The following is an 18,211-nucleotide window of genomic DNA, read 5'->3' as shown; positions in this document are numbered from 1 at the left end:
TGCCTTCAAAGAGATTCCGAATACGGGTGCTACTCCGCCTCAGCGCGCTGTCCGGTGGCTGATTTCACCGGCGACTCCCAGCCGAGGACGGCGAGCGACCCGACGACGAGAACGCCGCCCGCGACCGCCAGCGCCGTGAGCGGGGAGGCGGCGTCCGAAAGCAGTCCGCTCCCGAGTTGGAAGGGGATGACGGTCAGCGAACTCACCATCGCCAGCGCGGACAGCACCGTCGCCCGTCCGAGCGTCTCGATGCGGTCGTTGACGTATTGGGACGCCAGCGAGCGGGTAGTCTCCGCGATACCGCGTGCGAACAGGAACGCCGGAATCGCCAGTACCGGGACGAACCGAAGCGTGACGAGGCCGAGGCCGACGACGAACGGAATCACGAGGAACCACGTTCGAATGCCGATTCGCTCCCGAATCGCGCCGGTGTAGTAGCTCAGTCCCGCCGAGAGGAGACTGATTGCGGCGTAGAACCAACCGAGAATGGGTTCGACGCTTCCCTTCGGAACGCCGACCTGCGGCAGGACGGTCTCCAACACCGGTTGGACGTACATGAACACGAGGTAGGACACCGCCGAGAAGAGGACGAAGTAGTAGACGACGAAGGCCCGAAGCCGCGGATTCGAAAGCGTTTCCCGAATCACGCCGACGGCCTCCCGGACGCCGAGTTCGTCGGATTCGCTCTCCTCGTAACTCGTGGGTTCGTCCATTGCGAGCAGGACGGGGACGCCGATTCCAGTCACCCCGGCGGCGACCAGAAACGGGTAGGCGAGGTCGATGTTCCCGAGATAGCCGCCGAGTACGGACCCGACGACGCCGACCAGCAGGGCGACCGCCTGCCCGCGTCCGCGCACGTGGGCGAACCTGTCCTCCGACAAGTCGTCGGTGAGCGTATCGTAGAGCCACGCGTCGCTGCTCCCCGACCGGAAGGTGTAGCCGAACGACCAGCAGGCGTACAGCACCGCGAGTTGTGCGAAGTTCCCCGCGAAACCGATGCCCACGAGCGTCAGCGTGATGATGGTCGTCCCGATGAGGAGACTGTTCCGTCGGCCGACCCGGTCGCCGACGTATCCCGTCGGAATCTCCGAGACGAGGGTCGTGACGTTGTAAATCCCTTCGAGGATGGCGATTCCGGTGTAATCCAACCCGAGCGAGAGGAAGTAGAGATACATTATCGGCCGGTAGAACTCCACCGCCTTCGTGGACTTGTAGGCGTAGTAGAGGCCGATGTTCCGATTCGACTGCCACATACCTACTCGACCGTGCGACAGCACCGAGTTCCTTCTGCGCACTCGATTGCACATAGAACGCTGACATTTTTCACGGGGGTTTTATTCGCCCTCGCCGAACGACCGAACATGGAGGACGAGCGACCCGACCCGGCCGACGCGCTCGCCGCTATCGGCAACGAACGCCGCGTCTCGATTCTCTACGAACTCCAGCAGGCGTTCCGCGAGGGTCACTCCTCGCTCCCCTACGCCGACCTCAAACGACGGGTCGGCCTCCGCGACAGCGGTAACTTCAACTATCACCTCCAGCGCCTCGTCGGGCAGTTCGTCAGAAAATCGTCCGACGGCTACGCGCTCACCTACGCGGGCCGCAAGGTGGCGAGCGCGCTGACGGCGGGCGTGTTCACCGAGCAGGCCGACGGGACGACGCTCGACGCACCCGGAACGTGTTACGAGTGCGGGGACGCGGCGCTGTTCGCCCGTTACGAGGAGGAACGCGTCCACATCGCTTGTGAATCCTGCGGCGAGGAACTCCTGCACAACCCCTTTCCGCCAGCGCCGACGACCCGCCGCGACGACCTCCTCGACGCTTTCGAGGTGTGGACCCGCCGCTGGAACGCCCTCGCGGCCGCCGGTACCTGTCCCGAATGCGGTTCCCGGATGTCCGGCACCCTCACCGACTACCGACCCGAACTCGGCACCGGAAACGTGCCGTACCGACTCCGCGTCTCCTGTTCCGCGTGCTGGGCGATGGCGAACCTCCCCGTCGGGTGTCTCGTCCGCGACGACCCCCGAGTCGTTGGTTTTCACGCCGAACGCGGCGTCTCACTCGACGAGCGGTATCTTTGGGACCTCGACTGGGCGCTCCACCGTGACTATCTGACCGTCCTCGACGACGACCCACCCCGCCTCCGTCTCCGCATCCCCCTCGATTCCGAGGCGCTTCGATTGACCGTCGATAACGAAGGGACCGTCGTTTCGACGACCGTTAGCGAACGATGACGGTTCGTCTATCGCCCGTTCCCGACTGGTCGAGTAGCGTTCAGTAGTCGAGAAACGAGTTCAGTAGTATCCGATGCCATTTAGTATTTTTCAGTATAAAATAGTATTTTCCAGTATATTTTAGTACCTACGACTGACTCGAATTCGTCCGCCGCTCTCCGTTCGTTTGCCAGTTTTCGAACACAATCTGTTTACGGTGTGCTGTCATCCCACATAGCATCGCGGCGGTACCAATGATACGACTCATCGACATCGAGGTCGAACACACTATCGAGGAGTACGCGACCGATACCGTCCTTCGGGATTCGGTCCGAACGATGCAAAACACCGTCACCGACGACGTGGCAGCGCTGGACGGGCGCACCGTCTGGATGGTGAACTCGACGGCGAGCGGCGGCGGCGTCGCCGAGATGATGCCGAAACTCGTCGGCCTCTTCCGCGCGCTCGGTGTCGATGCGGAATGGGCGGTCATCGACGTGGACGAACCGGTGTTCTTCGAGTTCACGAAGGGGATTCACAACCTCCTGCACGGTGCGGGCGACCCCGACCTCGTGGACCACGAGCGGTCGATCTACGAAGCGACGAGTCGCTCGGTCGCCGACGAACTCGAAGACCACATCGCACCCGAAGACGTGCTCGTCGTCCACGACCCGCAACCGCTCGCGGCGGGTTCGATGGTCGCCGACGCGCTGAACGTTCCCGCCGTCTGGCGGTGTCACATCGGTTCCGAGGAGCACTCGGAAAAATCCCGAACCGCGTGGGAGTTCCTCCGCCCGTGGATAGCCGACTACGACCGGACGGTGTTCACGCTCCCCGCGTACGTTCCCGCGTTTCTGGAAACCGAGGCCGACATCATCCCGCCCGCAATCGACCCGTTCAGCGCGAAGAACCGCCGTCTCAAGCCGCAGGAGGCCGCCACCGTTCTGGCGCGGGCGGACCTCATCGACACCGACCACCCGGTCGAGCGGTTCGACCAACCGGCGCGGCGATTACAGGCCGACGGCACGTTCGCGCCCGCGACGGACCCGGACGACATCGGCCTGCTCTTCCGTCCGACGATTTGTCAGATCTCCCGCTGGGACGGTCTCAAGGGATTCGTTCCCCTGTTGCGCGGGTTCGCCGAACTCAAACGCGACGTTCGTGAAGACGTGGACGCCTCCGTGAAGACGGCCGCGAACGGCGGCGACGATTCGACCGATTCGGAGCGCTCCGCCGCTCACCGTCAGCGAATCGAGGACGCCCGTCTCCTCCTCGTCGGTCCCGACCCTTCCTCGGTGGCGGACGACCCGGAGGGACGCCAGGCGCTCGAAAATCTGGAGGAGGAATGGCTGGCGCTCGACCCCGAGGTACGGTCCGACGTCGCCGTCGTCGTCATGCCGCCGGACCAGCACGACAGCGCGCTCGTCATCAACGCCCTCCAGCGGTGTTCCTCGGTCGTCGCCCAGAACTCGCTTCAGGAGGGATTCGGTCTCACGGTGACGGAGGCGATGTGGAAACGGGCCGTCCTGATGGGCGCGGACACCGGCGGCATCAGCGCCCAAATCCGCGACGGCGAGGACGGACGGTTGGTCCCGGATTCGGGCGACCCGGCATCGGTCGCCCGCACGCTGGACGACGTGCTCGGGTCGCCCGAGCGGTGGGACGACTGGTCCTACAGCGCCCAGCGCCACGTCACGGACACCTACCTGGTCTTCGAGCAGGTGACGCGGTGGCTCGACACGCTCGGCGAGTTGGTCGATTAGAGGACGAACACCAGCGGGACGAACGCCACGAATCCGACGAGGACACCGGCGGACAGGTACCACTTCGCGCCCACAACAGCTATTTTCCAGTGTGAAGTACGCCTTCGTCCATGTCCGAAAAGACGCTTCACGAAGCACAAGTAACGCGCGACGAAGCGGCGGACCTCCTCGAAGATATCGCGGCCCAACTCCGCGGGAAAGGTTCCGCCGATATCGACGTCGGTAACAAGACGGTCACGCTCTCGCCGCGGAAGAAGATCGGCTACGAAATCGGCATCCGCGAGTCGTCCTCCGTGCTCCGCGGGGACCGGGAGACGGTCTCGATAAAACTCGACTGGAAACCGAAGTAGTCCGTTTCGGAACGTCGCGTGAGTCGCTCGCGGATGGTTCCGAGAACTACCCGCTCACGAAGAAATGTTCGCAAAAGGTCCAGGTGCGAGAATCGAACCCGCGTCCCAGCCTCCACAAGGCTGGAGGATAGTCCACTACCCCAACCCGGACACGCATGTCGTGGTAATCGGGAGAGATTAAAATACGTTTCGGAAAGGAACGTCGCGTATGGTGGTTTCTGCCGTGTTACTCGCACTCATTCCGTCTCGGCCGTCGGATTCTCCAGTCGAAATCGACGGGTTCGGTGGCCGTCGAACCACGGACCGGGGTCGGACTCTTCGAATCCGACGTTCTCGGCGACAGCGACGATATCGGTCTCTGGTTCGGGCAGCAGTATCTCGACGGGCATCGCCTCCCGCTCCGCGAATCGAATCGGCTCGTCGAGGAGGTGTTCGCAGGCCGCCTCCGCGCCGAAGAGGTGCGTGACGTGCACCGTCTCCTCGTCGGCTTCGAACCCGACGAAGGCGTCGATTTCTCCATCCGATTCCGCCACGCGAACCGTCCGGTCGTGAACCACGTCGGCCATCACCTCGGTCGGTACGTCGGCGAGTGCCGCGAGGCGTCCCCCGTCTGCCTCTACCGCGTCTCGGACGCGCATGAGTGGCTATTCTCGCTCCCTCGCATTAACTCTTCAGCCCAGCCCAATCGTTCCCGACATACCGATTACCGATGGTTTGCGGCCGGGAGTAGCTTCATTCCCTTCGGATGCTAACGTGTGACTATGAGCGACGACTCCCTGAACGCCGACCGAGCACGGTGTGATTTCTGTCGTCTGCCGTGTCCCGAGATTCCGGTATCGCTGGAGTACGGCGATACCACCTACGATTTCTGCTCGCGGACCTGCCGGGACGAGATGCGCCGAAGCGACCGCGTGTTCACGACCTACCACGGCTTTCGACAGATAAACACGGGTGTCTCGGCGCTCGACGACCACCTGCCGGAGGGATTGCCGCGGAACTCGTTCGTCCTCCTTTCCGGTGAGGGTGGAACCCGCGACAACGCCATCCAGTCGGAACTCGTCTGGCGGACGCTTCGGCGCGGCGAACCCGCCATCGTCGTCAGCTTCACCGAACCTCCGATTTCCGTCATCGAGCAGTTCCTCTCGTTGGAGTGGAACGTCCTCCCGTACCTCGAATCCGGTCTCCTACACATCCTCGATTGTTTCACGTATCGCGTCAGCGACCGCGACCGGATGTTCACTCGGATGGACGAGTGGAACCAGTTCCTCCACCGCATCGTCGCGGACGCGACGACGACGGTCCGCGACCCGAGCGACACGAGCGAACTCCAGAACAAACTCGACAACTGCCTCGAATCGCTGTCTATGAGCGACACCGGCGTCGTCGCCATCGACTCGCTGACCGAATTCGGATCCCTCGTCCAACCCGTTCGAGCGTACGATTTCGTCAAGGACATCCGAGCGGACATCTGCAAAGGCCGGTTCGTCATCGTCTTCGCGGGCGCGACGTTCACCGGGGAAGAGGACGCCTTTCCCCACGACATGGCCTACGTCATCGACGGAATCATCGACTTGCAGTTGGACGGATCGATAATCGAGGACGTGCTCATCAAACGGGTTCGCATCCGGAAGATGAACGGCGTCCTCACGATTCCCGAGTGGGTCGCCTACGAGTACACCGGGGGTGACGGACTCGTCGCGTTCGACCCGATGGAGGAACTCGAAAAGGCGGGTAACTTCGTGGGCGAATCCCCGGAGATAGCGTCGGAAAATCGGTCCTCCGCCGATTCCGGCGGAGGGTCGGCCGACGAAACCGACGTCCCCGGGGAGTCCGGCGAATCAAATCTGGACGAGTGACCCCGGTCGGGAATCCTCTCCCTTCAGCGCGGGGAGAGCATCAATTGGCTCCTTCGAAGACTGCGTACCCGACTGCTTCCGTGGCGTGACTCGTCTCCTCGTCACCACTCTGTTCTTCTTCGACTTTGACTTCGACGCCGGTCCCCGTCAGGTTCCGGTAGCGAAGTTCCGCCGTATCCAACCCGTGGAACGTCTGCATGTCCGCGATGAACTGCGGCGAGTCGTACTGTTGCTGGAAGTCGATACGATACCACTCGTCCGTCACGGACATCCCGGTCCGCCCCACTTCGAACGGCTCACCGTCGAGCCGCCCCGTCGCTTGTTCCAGTGCGATGTATCCGACCGTTTCGGTCACGTGTCCGTTGAGGCCGCTCTCCTCCTGTACTCGCACGTCGAACGACCCCTGTGATACCTCCCTCACTCGCGTGACTATCGGGTTGGACCCGTTGAACGTCTGTGATTTCGTGAGCACGACCGGTTGCGCGTCGAAGAAATCGCCCAGCGAAACGGTACTGAAGCTATCGTTCACTGTCACGGTTCCGGCTGTCACCGAATACGTGCTCCCGTCGCCCAACGGTACCTCTCGTTCGGTCGGTTGCACCGCGAGCATGTGGGCCGTTTCGGTCGTGTGTGTTCCGCCCAAGTACTCCCACTCTTCGAGTTTGTACTGGAAGCTTCCGTCCCCGACGTTCCGCAGACGGGTGTGACACGGTTCACCCCCGTTGTACGAGAGCGGTTTCATGACCACGACCCGCGTCTCCGGAACGCCCGTCTCGGCATTCCACCACGTGTCCTCCTCCGGTTGGTTCGTGGTGAACGACTTCGTTGCGAGGGTCGTTCCCGGTGTGAACGGTTCACCGTCCACCGTCCACGTCGCCGGACCGCTCCCTTGCGTCGACTCGATACCGCCCGTCACGTAAAACGCGTACACTTCACCGGGCGGTATCGTTCCCTTGGCCTGCGTCGAGTTCGGGACCCGTCGCGCCGACAGCGGCCGTGCCCATCCCATGTTCACCGTCGCGCCGTCATCCCCGCTCGGGAGAACGAGATCGCCTCCCTCGATTTCGAAGGTCGATTCCGAACTGTTACCCGTGTTATCGATGCGAACGACTTTCGCCGACTGCATCGGGACCTCCCCGAGCGGCGGCGGACTCGGCAGTGCGGGTTCCGTAACCGGTGGGTCGGGGTCCCCATCGATGGTCATCCGGTTTTGCACGTACGACGAGTTGGTCGCCGCTCCGGTGCCGCCGAGGACACCGGAAACCGTTCCCCACGTGTCCGGCTCTTCGCCGATGAACACCGCGTACTCCGAATCGTGGTCGTTGCGCACGTGGACGTTCTGGAGTCGGAGGGACTCGAGGTTCACCGGACTCCCGTCGTTCATCTGCCCCTCGTAGGTGTAGATGGCGTCGTGGTTCTTGGTCGAATCGTAGCTGATGCGGACTCTCGATACGATGATATTCTGACACGGGTGCGGTGCCGTGATCGCTCCGCCGCAACTCGACGAGGGGTATCGGTGATAGAAGTCGCTGTTGACGACGACGAGCGTCCCGTTGTAGCTGTCGATTCCCTCCGAGAGGTCGGTCGGAACGGTCGCCTCGCTGTTCACGCCGCGCTGTAGCGACCCGTTCGACCACGCTTGTCGCGCGTGCTGTGCGTCCTTTATCGAGACGGTGTTGTTCACCTCGGAGTTTCCGCCGAGACGCATGCCGTTTTGCGTGTTGCGGAAAAAGCAGTTGTACACCTTCACCGCTCCCGCGGGTTTCTTCGCGTATATCGTGTTCTCGGCCCACTGCTCGAACCAACAGCGGTTGAACAGCAGTTTCCCGCTCCCGGACTCGATCAGCACCGCCCGTCGGTTGCTCGCTTCGTCGGGTTCACACGCCCCTTCGTGGAAGTAACAATCCTGTACGAGTCCGCGGGTTCCGGCGTCCGCCGACAACCGGAAGTACGTGCGCGCATCGCTCGAATCGTTCGACCCGACGTTCGTGTCGGTGGCGGCGCGAACCTTTCCGCGGGTCACGAGCCGTTTGAGTTCCCAGTTCCCCGAGTTGGAGTTCATCCGAACGAACGGTGGGACCTCCGTGTTCCGCATGTCGAGTTCGAATCCGTCCAAGACGAACCCCCTCGAAGACACCTCCAACCACCGCACGTCGTCGCCGGACCGTCCGGGAACGAGTCGCGCGCCGTTCGGCGCGACGAGTTCGAGATCGTCCATGCCGGAGGGGACGACGAGTTCGTTGAGGCGGTAGGTTCCCGACGGGAAGATGATGGTCGTATCGCTACCCACGAGGTCGTCGAGAACCGAATCGATCGCCGTGTCCCCGGTATTATCGGCACCCTCCTCCACGATATCGTAGGTCGGCATTCAGCGCCCCTCCTTCGACCGCCGCCCGATGAAATGTTCTCGCGTTGCAACGAGGGTTCGGTCCACGATATCGGATGCTTGTGTGCTTCCGTTACTGATTTCTCCGTGGCGCATGCTTCGTACAAAAACTGGATTCACTATTGTTATGGATTGCCTGAAGATTGAATATTGGATTCAGGGACGTCATAACAATACTAAAAACGGTTGTTTTTATACTCGAATAATGTCTGGAGAATCACCACCGCGAACGGGCACTGACCGACGAACGTTCCTGAAAACCGTCGGTATTACGATAGGTGTCGCAAGCTACGGGAGTACCGTCTCCGTCGCTGGCGATGGCACGGGTGGACGGGAAAACGGCTGGAACGGACCTCGGTCCGGCCCGGGTAGGGCGGGAGCGACCGGCGATAGCGGTCCCGCCCCGTTTCCCACACTCGACTGGAAGATGGACTTGGACGGCGGTATGTACCACGTTGAACCCGTCGTCGCCGATGATGTCGTGTACCTCGCCGCGACGACGAACAACACCCCCGGGGAACGGTCCGGCTATCTCGGCGCGTACGATATCGAAACCGGCGACAGACGGTGGAAGCGCACCGATGTCTTCAGTCCGAAGACCCCCGCGACCGACGGCGAACGGCTCTATTTTTCCACACACACCTCGGAGGAAGCCGACGGGGACGGGTTATATGCGCTGGACGCCGAGTCGGGGGCGACGACGTGGAAGCGGACGGACCACGACGTGTGGTCCCCGCCCGTCGTCGCGGGCGACCGGCTATTCACGTCGAACCGCGATGGTACGTACGCCTTTGACCGCGAAAACGGCGAAATCGTGTGGAAGACCAATGGTGTCAGCGGACTCGCGAAGGACGTCGGCGATGCCCTGAGTTACGCTGACGAAACGGTCTTCGTGAGCGACGGAAACGCGCTCGACGCGACGGACGGGTCGGTGAAGTGGCGTACGTCCCAGGACGACGCGACCCTCGGCACGCCCGCGACGAACGGCGAGATGGTGTACTACACTCAAACCGATTACATCGCCGCCGATGACACGACCGTCAAGATAGAAGCTCGGTCGTCCGACACCGGGGAGGTCGAGTGGACGTACGAATCCGAAGGTGACAACAGGTGGGACGGGCGTCCTGCCATCACCGACAGTCACGTCTTTTTCGTCGATTTGGACGCCGAATCGACTCTTCGAGCGCTCGATGCGGATTCCGGCGAAACGGAATGGGAGACGGAACTACAGGGACGGTTCCTCAGCAGTCCTGTCGTGGGTGACGAGACGGTATATTTGGGCTCCCGGTACGCGCCGAAGTCGAACCCGGCGGTCGGTAGCGGACTCGTTCACGCCGTCGATAGCGCGACCGGCGACCTGCGGTGGTCGTGTCTGCTCGACAACGACGGCTTGGAAACGTCGCCGGAAGACGCTCCGGCCGCAGGGGAACCCGTCGTTACCGATGGCAAACTGTACGCCGTGACGTATCCAGCCAACGCGACGCTCGATTACAAGTACACCTACTACTCGAACTTCTTCGTCCTCGGGCCGTGCGACCGGCGACCGGACGGCGACGAGCGACTTCCGTCCGATGACCCCGACGGAGGGGACGACTTCCCGCCGCTCGACGTGTGTATCGATGTCGTATCGAATCTCGATTTAGATTCCTTGGATGTCGGGGATATCGTTCGACTCGCCGCTTCCTGTTCGACCGGGCGAGAACTGGAGTTCGCGTGGGACATCGACGGTGACGGTCAGTACGAGGAGTCCGGTTCGGTAGTCTCGGCTACCATCCCGACGTGCGGGTCGCTGACGGTGGAACTGAAAGTCACGGATGCGAACGGTGCCACCGACACGGCGAGCGTTCGACTCTCTACGAACTGAGTCTTCGTCACCGACCGTTCGACCTGCCGAGGTCGGCGTCGGGGTCTCCGAACCGCCCCGATACTGTCAGCGGAATAACTGGCAGAAATTCTTGACATGCAAGCAGTTATCTGGCCGCCGTTGCAATGCCACCCCATGAATTACCGACCACGGACGGTGGTTCGGTGCGCGTAGTCGCCAAGTTCGGAGGCACCAGCCTCGGGAGCGGTGACCGCATCAACCGTGCCGCAGATTCAGTAGCAGCAGCCGTCGAAGCAGGACACGAAATCGCCGTCGTCGCCAGCGCGATGGGCAACACGACCGACGAACTCCTCGACGAAATCCACTTCGACGCGGACGAACCCGACCGCGCCGAAATCGTCAGCATGGGCGAGCGCACGAGCGTCCGCATGCTCAAGGCCGCCCTGTCCGCGCGCGGCGTGGACGCGATGTTTCTCGAACCCGGCAGCGAGCAGTGGCCCGTCATCACCGACAAGCGCGGGGAAGTCAACGTCGAGGCGACGAAGGAACGCGCCGCCGAACTCGCGTCGGAGTTGGACGGCATCGTTCCCGTCATCACCGGATTCCTCGCCGAGAACGAGGAGGGCGGCGTGACGACGCTCGGCCGCGGCGGCAGCGACACGACGGCCGTGATGCTCGGCACCTACATGGACGCCGACGAAGTGGTCATCGTCACCGACGTGGAGGGCGTCATGACCGGCGACCCGAGCGTCGTGGAAGGCGCGCGGAACGTCGGCGAAATCACGGTGGACGAACTCCGAAACCTCTCGTTCCGCGGAGCGGAGGTCGTCGCGCCGTCGGCGCTCTCGTACAAGGACGACAACCTACACGTTCGCGTCGTCCACTACCAGCACGGCGACCTGCTGGCCGGCGGGACGAACGTCACGGGACAGTTCGAGAACCTCATCGACATGCGCGAGTCGCCGCTTTCCTGCATGACCTTGGCGGGACGTGCGATTCGAAACCGCCCCGGCATCCTCGCCGACCTCTCCACCGCGCTCGGAACGGGCAACATCAACATCGACGCGGTGGCGAGCGGCATGGACAGCATCACGTTCTACGTGGACATGGAGGAGGCCGAACGCGCCGAGAACATCCTTCATCAGGAAGTCATCGACGAGGAATCGCTCTCCAGCGTGACGGTGGACGACCCCATCGCCGTGATTCGGGTGACGGGCGGCGAACTCCCGAACGAACCGGGAATCATCCACGAACTCGTGGACCCCATCGCGGAAGCGCACATCAACATCCACGACCTCATCACCAGCGCGACCAGCGTCGCCCTGTTCGTGGACTGGGACGACAGGGAACAGACCCTCGAAATCCTTCAGAACCACTTCCAGCAGTAGCGACGGTCGCCATCGGACGGTCGGTGTTGTGTTCCCGTCCGTGACGTTCGTTCACCGCTCGCGTCGTTTTTCTCCCGATTCGATACTTACATGGTGGCATGGAAACGTACAGCATGGGTCCGGACCGGACCGACTTGCTTCTACCCCACTCGCTTCCACCCGGCCCCTACCCCGTTCCCGCGCACTTCTCGACACAAACTTTACGCGGGAGTCCGAACCGGCCGAACATGAACCGCGAGCGCTCTCGAAACCTGTACGACCGCGCGCTGTCCGTGACGCCGGGCGGCGTCAACTCGCCCGTTCGGGCCGTCCGACCGTATCCCTTCTTCGTCGAACGCGGCGACGGCGCACACGTCATCGACGCGGACGGGAACAAGTACATCGACTACGTGATGGGCTACGGGCCGCTTCTGTTGGGCCACGACCTGCCACAACCGGTGCAGTCGGCCGTCCAATCCCAACTCGCCGACGGACCGATGTACGGCGCGCCGACGGAAGTCGAGGTGGAACTCGCCGAATTCGTCACCCGCCACGTCCCGAGCGTCGAGATGATTCGGTTCGTCAACAGCGGGACGGAGGCGACCTCTTCCGCCGTGCGCCTCGCCCGCGGCTACACCGGACGCGACAAAATCGTCGTCATGCAGGGCGGCTATCACGGCGCGCAGGAATCGACGCTCGTGCAGGGCACCGCCGGGATGGCTTCGGAGCCGAGTTCGAACGGGATTCCGCCCGCGTTCGCCGAAGAGACCATCACGCTCCCGTTCAACGACGCCGACGCGGCCCGCGAACTCTTCGAGGAGCGCGGCGACGAAATCGCCTGCGTCCTCACCGAGCCGATTCTGGGCAACTGCGCCAGCGTGCCGCCGGTCGATGGGTATCTGGAGACCCTCCGCGAGCTGACGGAGGACCACGGCTCCCTGCTCATCTTCGACGAGGTGATGACCGGGTTCCGCATCGGCGGGTTGCAGTGTGCACAGGGCAAGTTCGGCATCACGCCCGACCTGACGACGCTCGCCAAGGTCATCGGCGGCGGGTTCCCGGTCGGTGCCATCGGCGGCCGCGCGGACATCATCGAGCAGTTCGCGCCGACCGGCGACGTGTTTCAGGCGGGCACCTACTCCGGCCATCCGCTCTCGCTGACCGCCGGACTGGAAACGCTCCGCTACGCCGCGAAAAACGACGTGTACGACCACGTTCGGTCGCTCGGCGACCAACTCCGCGCGGGGCTGACCGACATCCTCGAAGACCGCGCGCCGGAGTACACCGTCGTCGGCACGGACAGCATGTTCAAAGTCATCTTCACGCGCGACGGCCCCCGCGACTTGGAGGGCCAGTGTGCGGCCGGATGCAGTCAGGACCCCGACTGTCCTCGCTTCGAGTACTGTCCGAAGGACAAGGGCGACGTGAACCGCGCCGAAATCGAACGCTGGGAGCGACTGTTCTGGCCCGCGATGCTCGACCAAGGGGTCTTCCTCACGGCCAATCAGTTCGAATCGCAGTTCATCAGCTACGCTCACACCGAGGAGGACATCGAGCAGACGCTGGAGGCGTACAAGGACGCGCTGTAACGGCCGCCGAACCGGACGAGACCCCCTCTACTCGACGGACTCGCTGCCTGACGAGACTCCCGACCTAACAGACAACCCTCGACGACTCCGACGATTCTTTCTCCGGACGGGGACGTTTGAGAGACGACATTCGTTTTATCCCTCCGTCCCAAGTGACGAACAGATGCAACGCCCAAAACTCTCCGGCGACCGGGTACAGTCGCGCTGGTGGTACTGGATTGCGGCGGTGCCGGTGGTGTTCGTTTTCTGGGTCGTGACGGTCGCGTGGGTCGCGTTCGCCATCTCGCTGGAACCGAACATCCTCCCCTCGACGTACGACTCGCCCATCGTCCACGCCGCTCTCGTCTCGCTGGTCGCGGTCGGCATCCCCTTCGCCGTCCTCATCGCCGTGTTTCCGTTCGCGGTGTTTCAGGACACGCAGGCGATACACCGCGCCGAACAGGGCTGGGAACCGCCGAGCGGAAACTACGCGCTCACCGGCCTCCTCGGACTGGCCGCCGCGGTCGTCGTCTGGCTGTTGACGAGCGATATCTCGTCCGCGGTCATCGCCGGATTCGTCCTGAGCGTCCCCTTCGCGCTGTACTACCTCCGCGAACGCCACGACAACCTCGGCGTTCCGTGACCGGGAGCGGCGCTCAGATATCGCCCGTCTCGGGCGGGTCCGCGGCACGCGCGGCGGCGAGCTCCGCCAACACTTCTTCCGTCGTCATCTCCGTGTCCGCGTAAGGGTCGGTCACTGCCGCGAACGGCTCCGCGTCGTCGAGAGTTGCGGCGCGCTCGACGGCGCGCGCCATTCGTCCGCCGAAGATGGCTTTCAGCCGCTCCGCCGCCGTTTCGGGCGAAACCCACTCGTAGCCGTCGTGCTCATCGTTCAGGATTATCTCCGTCTCGTCCGTTTCGCATCGGTAGACGAGCGTCACGATCGGATTTCCGGTTTCGGCGTCCACCCATCCGCCGTACGTCGCATCGACCGGTGGTCCGATTCTGGCGTCCACGTCGAGTTCCTCCCGTAGTTCGCGCCGAAGTCCGCCGACGAGCGTTTCGCCGTACTCGAATCGGCCTCCCGGGGGTTCCCAGTGGTCCGCTACTTTCGTCACCAGCACGTTCCCGTTCGGGCCGAAGAGGACGGCTTTCTGCGTGATTTGACCGACGTACTGTTCGCGTTCGTTCGCCATACGATACGTCAGTCACAAACAATTATCACTCTGCTGTTCGACGAATCGTTGCCTCAACCGCGGTTATCGCCAGCGAAACGGGAAAGAGGGTGGTACGGAGACAGTTAGTTGGGACCCTGTCGAACTCCGTACCGAGTATCGTTTCGAACTACCTCGGTATAACCTTACTGTGATTATTCGGGTGAATGATGGGATGATTTACCATTTCGAAAATCCCGTTTTCGTCGAATGGGGTCCTTCCAGTGTGTCGGTTTTTTGCCTCGCAACTCCGACTTGTCGCTTCTTTCTCGAAGTGAGGAACCTCCATACGGTAAGGATCGAACTATCTGTTATTTTATTCGTGACGTTCATACGCACGAAGGGTCTAAACGAATAGGTGAAACGAACCTGTCAAACGAGTCAAATGGACAGGAAAGGAACTGACTTATGAGCGGCGTCAAAACATCGCAGACGGCACCGGCGGCGACCGGTAGCATGGTTGGGACCCATGAAGGACGTATCTAATCACCAGCAGGCAGTCGAATTGCTCCAGCAACTCGGATTGAAAGAGTACGAGGCGAAATGTTTGGTCGCGTTGACACGCATTCCGCAGGGAACGGCGAAGGAGATAAGCGAAATTTCGGAGGTTCCTCGGACGCGCGTCTACGACGCGATTCGTGCGCTCGAAACCCAAGGACTCGTCGAGGTTCAACACTCGAATCCACAGCAGTTTCGAGCGGTTTCGGTAGAGGAGGCGGCCGAGACGCTTCGCCAAGAGTACGAATCGCGGACCGAAACCCTCGTCGAGACGATGAGCGATATCGAGCCAGTGGAACCGGGCGCCGAGGAGGACGCGACGCACGAAGTCTGGGCTCTGGCCGGGACCGAGCCGATTCGAACGCGGACGCAGGAACTCATCGAGGAGGCCACGGACGAGATTCTCCTCATCGTCGGTCACGAAAAGTCCATCACCGACGACCTCATCGAACGATTACGGGTGGCTCACACGTCCGGAATCGACGTTCTCATCGGCACATCGAACGAGACGTTACGCGAGTTCATCCAGGAGCAACTCCCCGACGCAACCGTCTTCGTCTCCGGATTGGAGTGGCTGGACACGTCGCCGGTCGACCCCGACGACGATGCGGTAATCAGTCGGCTCCTGCTCGTCGACGGACGCACGATTCTGATCAGTTCCGAACGGGGAATCACGATCGACGAAACCGATAGCGAAAAAGCGGTCTTCGGGCGCGGGTTCGACAACGGTATCGTGATCATCGCCCGCCGATTGATGGCGACGGGATTAGGGACAGCCGGTAGTCTACCGATGGCCGACGAACGGTGACGGCGCTCGGGGGGATAGTTCCGCTACCGCCGTCGATATTCTTCGATATTTCATTCGTCCCCCGGCGACCCGTCCCATCGGGCGGTCACTTCCCCGTTACTCCGGACAGTGACCCGACAGTCGTCGTACGTGAACGAAACCCTATTGAGGGTGTCGAACCGGCTCGCTATCTCCGGGTCGATGATTCGGTCTAGTGCTTCCGGGTCTATGTGCTCGTACAGCGGGGGGAGTTCGTTTGCATCGCTGTTCTTTACGTCGCCGATTACCTCGGCGACGGCGATGCTCGGTGCCACGGAGGTCCAATCGTACCGTCTCACCTCGACGATTTCTTCGGTATCATCGGTATCGGCCGATGATTCCTCTCCACTCATTACTATGTGCCACTACACGGTTCCTTGTTATAAACATAGTGTGATGATGTGAGTAAACGATGCTTCGTTTCCGAGCGCGACCACTCTCTAATCCGCCTGAACGGGTTGCGAAGGTGGTTTCAATGTCGGGTTCTCAGTGTCGGATATGAGCAATCGCGGAACGGAACTTCGTCTCGCCACGCGAGGGTCCGACCTCGCAATCCGACAGTCTGGGGAGGTAAAGGCGGCACTGGAAGACCGCCGGTTCTCGGTCGAACTGGTCGAAGTGGAGACGACGGGTGATCAACTGGACGACGCACTCATCACGGAACTCGGGAAAACGGGCGCATTCGTCCGTAATCTTGACCAAGAGGTGCTGGACGAGGAGGTGGACGGCGCGATTCACTCCATGAAGGACATGCCGACCGACCACCCGGACGAACTGGTCGTCGCGGCCGTCCCCGAGCGTGCGAGCGCGAACGACGTGCTCGTGACGCCGGACGGAAAGCCCATCGACGCGCTCCCGGATGGTGCCGTCGTCGGCACGTCCAGCCTTCGACGGAAGGCCCAACTGCTGAACTTCCGCCCCGACCTCACCGTCAAACCGCTCCGCGGCAACGTCGATACGCGAATCGAGAAACTGCTTGCCCCGGTCCTTCAGGCCGAACACGAGGAGCGAACCGAGGAGGAAAAGGAGCGAAAGGGCCACGTCGGGAAGAAAGACAGCTACGAGTTCCCGTACGACAAGACCATCGACGAGTGGTTCAACGACCTCTCGGAGGTCGAGCGTCGCGCGCTCGAACGCGACATCGAAACCGAATACGACGGCATCGTCCTCGCCGAAGCGGGCCTCCAACGGAGCGGCCTCGCCCATCACGTCGAGTACGACCGACTGCCGCCCAAGCAGTTCGTCCCCGCGCCGGGACAGGGCGCGCTGGCGGTCATGACGTTGGACGGCGAACTCGCACAGGACCTGCACACGGTTCTCGACCACCCGCGAACGCGGGTCGAAACGACCGTCGAGCGGACGATTCTCCGCGAACTGAACGGCGGCTGTATCGCCCCCATCGGCGTTCACAGCATCATTCAGGGCGAAAACGTCCACGTCGAGGCGCAGGTGTTCAGTCAGGACGGCTCCGAGGTCATCTCGATAAAGCGCGACGTGCCGGTCGAAACGCACGTCACCGGCGCGAAGAAGGTGGCAGAAGAGCTCGCGGACCGCGGTGCCCGCGACCTCATCGCGGCGGCGCGCGAGGGGAGCGAATGAAGGTCGCCGTCTTCCGCCCGGACGACGAACGCCTCGACGAGGCGGTGGACCTACTCGAATCGCTCGGTGCCGACCCCGTTCCCGACCCGATGCTCGCGGTCCGCCCGACCGACGACGCCCCACAACACGCGGAGTACGTCGTTCTGACGAGCAAGACCGGCGTCGAACTCGCACACGAGGCCGGATGGAGTCCGGGCGATGCGACCGTCTGTGCCATCGGCGAGCGCACCGCCGCGACGCTCCGCGAGTACGGCTACGACGTGGATATCGTCCCCGATGAGTTCTCCTCACGAGGTCTCGTTACAACCCTCGCCGACCGCGTGGACGGCAAATCGGTCGAGGTCGCACGGAGCGACCACGGGAGCGAGGTGCTGACCGACGGTCTCGCGGACGCCGGTGCGGACGTTCACGAAACGGTGCTGTACGAACTCGTCCGCCCCGAGGGGTCGGGTCGCTCGGCGGAAATCGCCGCGGACGGCGACCTCGACGGCGCGCTGTTCACGTCCTCGCTCACCGTGCACCACTTCCTTGACGCCGCCGAGCAACGCGGAATCCGAGCGGAGGCCGTGGACGGTCTCGAAGACGCGACCGTCGGTGCCATCGGCGACCCGACGCACGATACCGCCAGCGAACTGGACATCCGCGTCGATGTCGTCCCGGAAACGGCCTCCTTCGACCGGTTGGCGCGCGAAGCGGTCGAACGCATTACCGACGGTGGCGACGAGGCTGAAGTTTAAACCGGAAGC

The 18,211-nt window shown here is 62.6% G+C and carries 16 protein-coding genes and 1 tRNA gene; 11 read left to right on the top strand and 6 right to left on the bottom strand.

From position 1 onward, the window contains the following. Positions 1 to 29: 29 nt before the first annotated feature. Positions 30 to 1,253: an MFS transporter gene (locus OPC11_RS14115; RefSeq protein ID WP_007982217.1), complete on the bottom strand. Its 1,224-nt coding sequence runs from the start codon at positions 1,251 to 1,253 to the stop codon at positions 30 to 32. Positions 1,254 to 1,361: 108 nt separating this feature from the next. Here OPC11_RS14115 and OPC11_RS14110 point away from each other — a divergent pair, with 108 nt between their 5' ends. The 3 genes from OPC11_RS14110 to OPC11_RS14100 all read left to right on the top strand — a co-directional run bounded on the left by OPC11_RS14110 (position 1,362) and on the right by OPC11_RS14100 (position 4,326). Next, the gene (locus tag OPC11_RS14110; RefSeq protein WP_007982219.1) at positions 1,362 to 2,234 is read left to right on the top strand and encodes a hypothetical protein; all 873 of its coding nucleotides are present in this window, start codon (positions 1,362 to 1,364) and stop codon (positions 2,232 to 2,234) included. Between the two features lie 233 nt (positions 2,235 to 2,467). After that, positions 2,468 to 3,976: a glycosyltransferase gene (locus tag OPC11_RS14105; RefSeq protein WP_264782324.1), complete on the top strand. Its 1,509-nt coding sequence runs from the start codon at positions 2,468 to 2,470 to the stop codon at positions 3,974 to 3,976. A gap of 110 nt (positions 3,977 to 4,086) precedes the next feature. After that, positions 4,087 to 4,326, top strand: coding sequence for an amphi-Trp domain-containing protein (locus OPC11_RS14100; protein WP_007982226.1), 240 nt, complete (start codon positions 4,087 to 4,089; stop codon positions 4,324 to 4,326). A 77-nt stretch (positions 4,327 to 4,403) separates the two neighbouring features. Here the strand turns inward: OPC11_RS14100 and OPC11_RS14095 are convergent. Together OPC11_RS14095 and OPC11_RS14090 are read right to left on the bottom strand one after the other, a co-directional pair. Continuing rightward, positions 4,404 to 4,476 (bottom strand) — tRNA-His (locus OPC11_RS14095). 86 nt (positions 4,477 to 4,562) lie between these two features. Continuing rightward, on the bottom strand, positions 4,563 to 4,964 hold the full coding sequence (locus tag OPC11_RS14090; RefSeq protein ID WP_264782323.1) for a hypothetical protein: 402 nt from the start codon (positions 4,962 to 4,964) through the stop codon (positions 4,563 to 4,565). Between the two features lie 123 nt (positions 4,965 to 5,087). Between OPC11_RS14090 and OPC11_RS14085 the strand changes: the two genes are divergently transcribed. After that, entirely contained in the window at positions 5,088 to 6,182 is a 1,095-nt protein-coding gene (locus OPC11_RS14085; RefSeq protein WP_264782322.1) for an ATPase domain-containing protein, read from the top strand. 40 nt (positions 6,183 to 6,222) lie between these two features. Here OPC11_RS14085 and OPC11_RS14080 read toward each other — a convergent pair whose 3' ends face one another. Then, complete coding sequence (locus OPC11_RS14080) at positions 6,223 to 8,550, bottom strand: hypothetical protein (RefSeq protein WP_007982230.1); 2,328 nt, start codon at positions 8,548 to 8,550, stop codon at positions 6,223 to 6,225. A gap of 223 nt (positions 8,551 to 8,773) precedes the next feature. On the opposite strand from OPC11_RS14080, the gene OPC11_RS14075 reads away from it, so the two are divergent. The 4 genes from OPC11_RS14075 to OPC11_RS14060 all read left to right on the top strand — a co-directional run bounded on the left by OPC11_RS14075 (position 8,774) and on the right by OPC11_RS14060 (position 13,971). Further along, positions 8,774 to 10,432: a PQQ-binding-like beta-propeller repeat protein gene (locus OPC11_RS14075; RefSeq protein WP_264782321.1), complete on the top strand. Its 1,659-nt coding sequence runs from the start codon at positions 8,774 to 8,776 to the stop codon at positions 10,430 to 10,432. 164 nt (positions 10,433 to 10,596) lie between these two features. Further along, positions 10,597 to 11,781 (top strand): aspartate kinase, encoded by a 1,185-nt coding sequence (locus tag OPC11_RS14070; RefSeq protein ID WP_264782320.1) that lies wholly within the window; start codon positions 10,597 to 10,599, stop codon positions 11,779 to 11,781. 227 nt (positions 11,782 to 12,008) lie between these two features. Then, complete coding sequence (locus OPC11_RS14065; protein WP_264782530.1) at positions 12,009 to 13,349, top strand: glutamate-1-semialdehyde 2,1-aminomutase; 1,341 nt, start codon at positions 12,009 to 12,011, stop codon at positions 13,347 to 13,349. Between the two features lie 163 nt (positions 13,350 to 13,512). Beyond that, entirely contained in the window at positions 13,513 to 13,971 is a 459-nt protein-coding gene (locus OPC11_RS14060) for a hypothetical protein (protein ID WP_069450929.1), read from the top strand. 13 nt (positions 13,972 to 13,984) lie between these two features. Here OPC11_RS14060 and OPC11_RS14055 read toward each other — a convergent pair whose 3' ends face one another. Next, on the bottom strand, positions 13,985 to 14,524 hold the full coding sequence (locus tag OPC11_RS14055; protein WP_264782319.1) for an NUDIX domain-containing protein: 540 nt from the start codon (positions 14,522 to 14,524) through the stop codon (positions 13,985 to 13,987). 487 nt (positions 14,525 to 15,011) lie between these two features. On the opposite strand from OPC11_RS14055, the gene OPC11_RS14050 reads away from it, so the two are divergent. After that, complete coding sequence (locus OPC11_RS14050; RefSeq protein WP_264782318.1) at positions 15,012 to 15,848, top strand: helix-turn-helix domain-containing protein; 837 nt, start codon at positions 15,012 to 15,014, stop codon at positions 15,846 to 15,848. Between the two features lie 50 nt (positions 15,849 to 15,898). Here the strand turns inward: OPC11_RS14050 and OPC11_RS14045 are convergent, their stop codons facing one another. Beyond that, entirely contained in the window at positions 15,899 to 16,219 is a 321-nt protein-coding gene (locus OPC11_RS14045) for a HalOD1 output domain-containing protein (protein WP_264782317.1), read from the bottom strand. Between the two features lie 145 nt (positions 16,220 to 16,364). Here OPC11_RS14045 and hemC point away from each other — a divergent pair, with 145 nt between their 5' ends. Continuing rightward, positions 16,365 to 17,465 (top strand): hydroxymethylbilane synthase, encoded by a 1,101-nt coding sequence (gene hemC / locus OPC11_RS14040; protein WP_007982240.1) that lies wholly within the window; start codon positions 16,365 to 16,367, stop codon positions 17,463 to 17,465. Continuing rightward, complete coding sequence (locus OPC11_RS14035) at positions 17,462 to 18,202, top strand: uroporphyrinogen-III synthase (protein ID WP_264782316.1); 741 nt, start codon at positions 17,462 to 17,464, stop codon at positions 18,200 to 18,202. Before hemC ends, OPC11_RS14035 begins: the two co-directional genes overlap by 4 nt. Positions 18,203 to 18,211: the final 9 nt, after the last annotated feature.

This window comes from Haladaptatus sp. T7, from assembly GCF_026008575.1.
In the GTDB taxonomy this organism is placed as follows: domain Archaea; phylum Halobacteriota; class Halobacteria; order Halobacteriales; family Haladaptataceae; genus Haladaptatus; species Haladaptatus paucihalophilus.
This window is presented reverse-complemented; position numbering and strand designations above follow the sequence as displayed.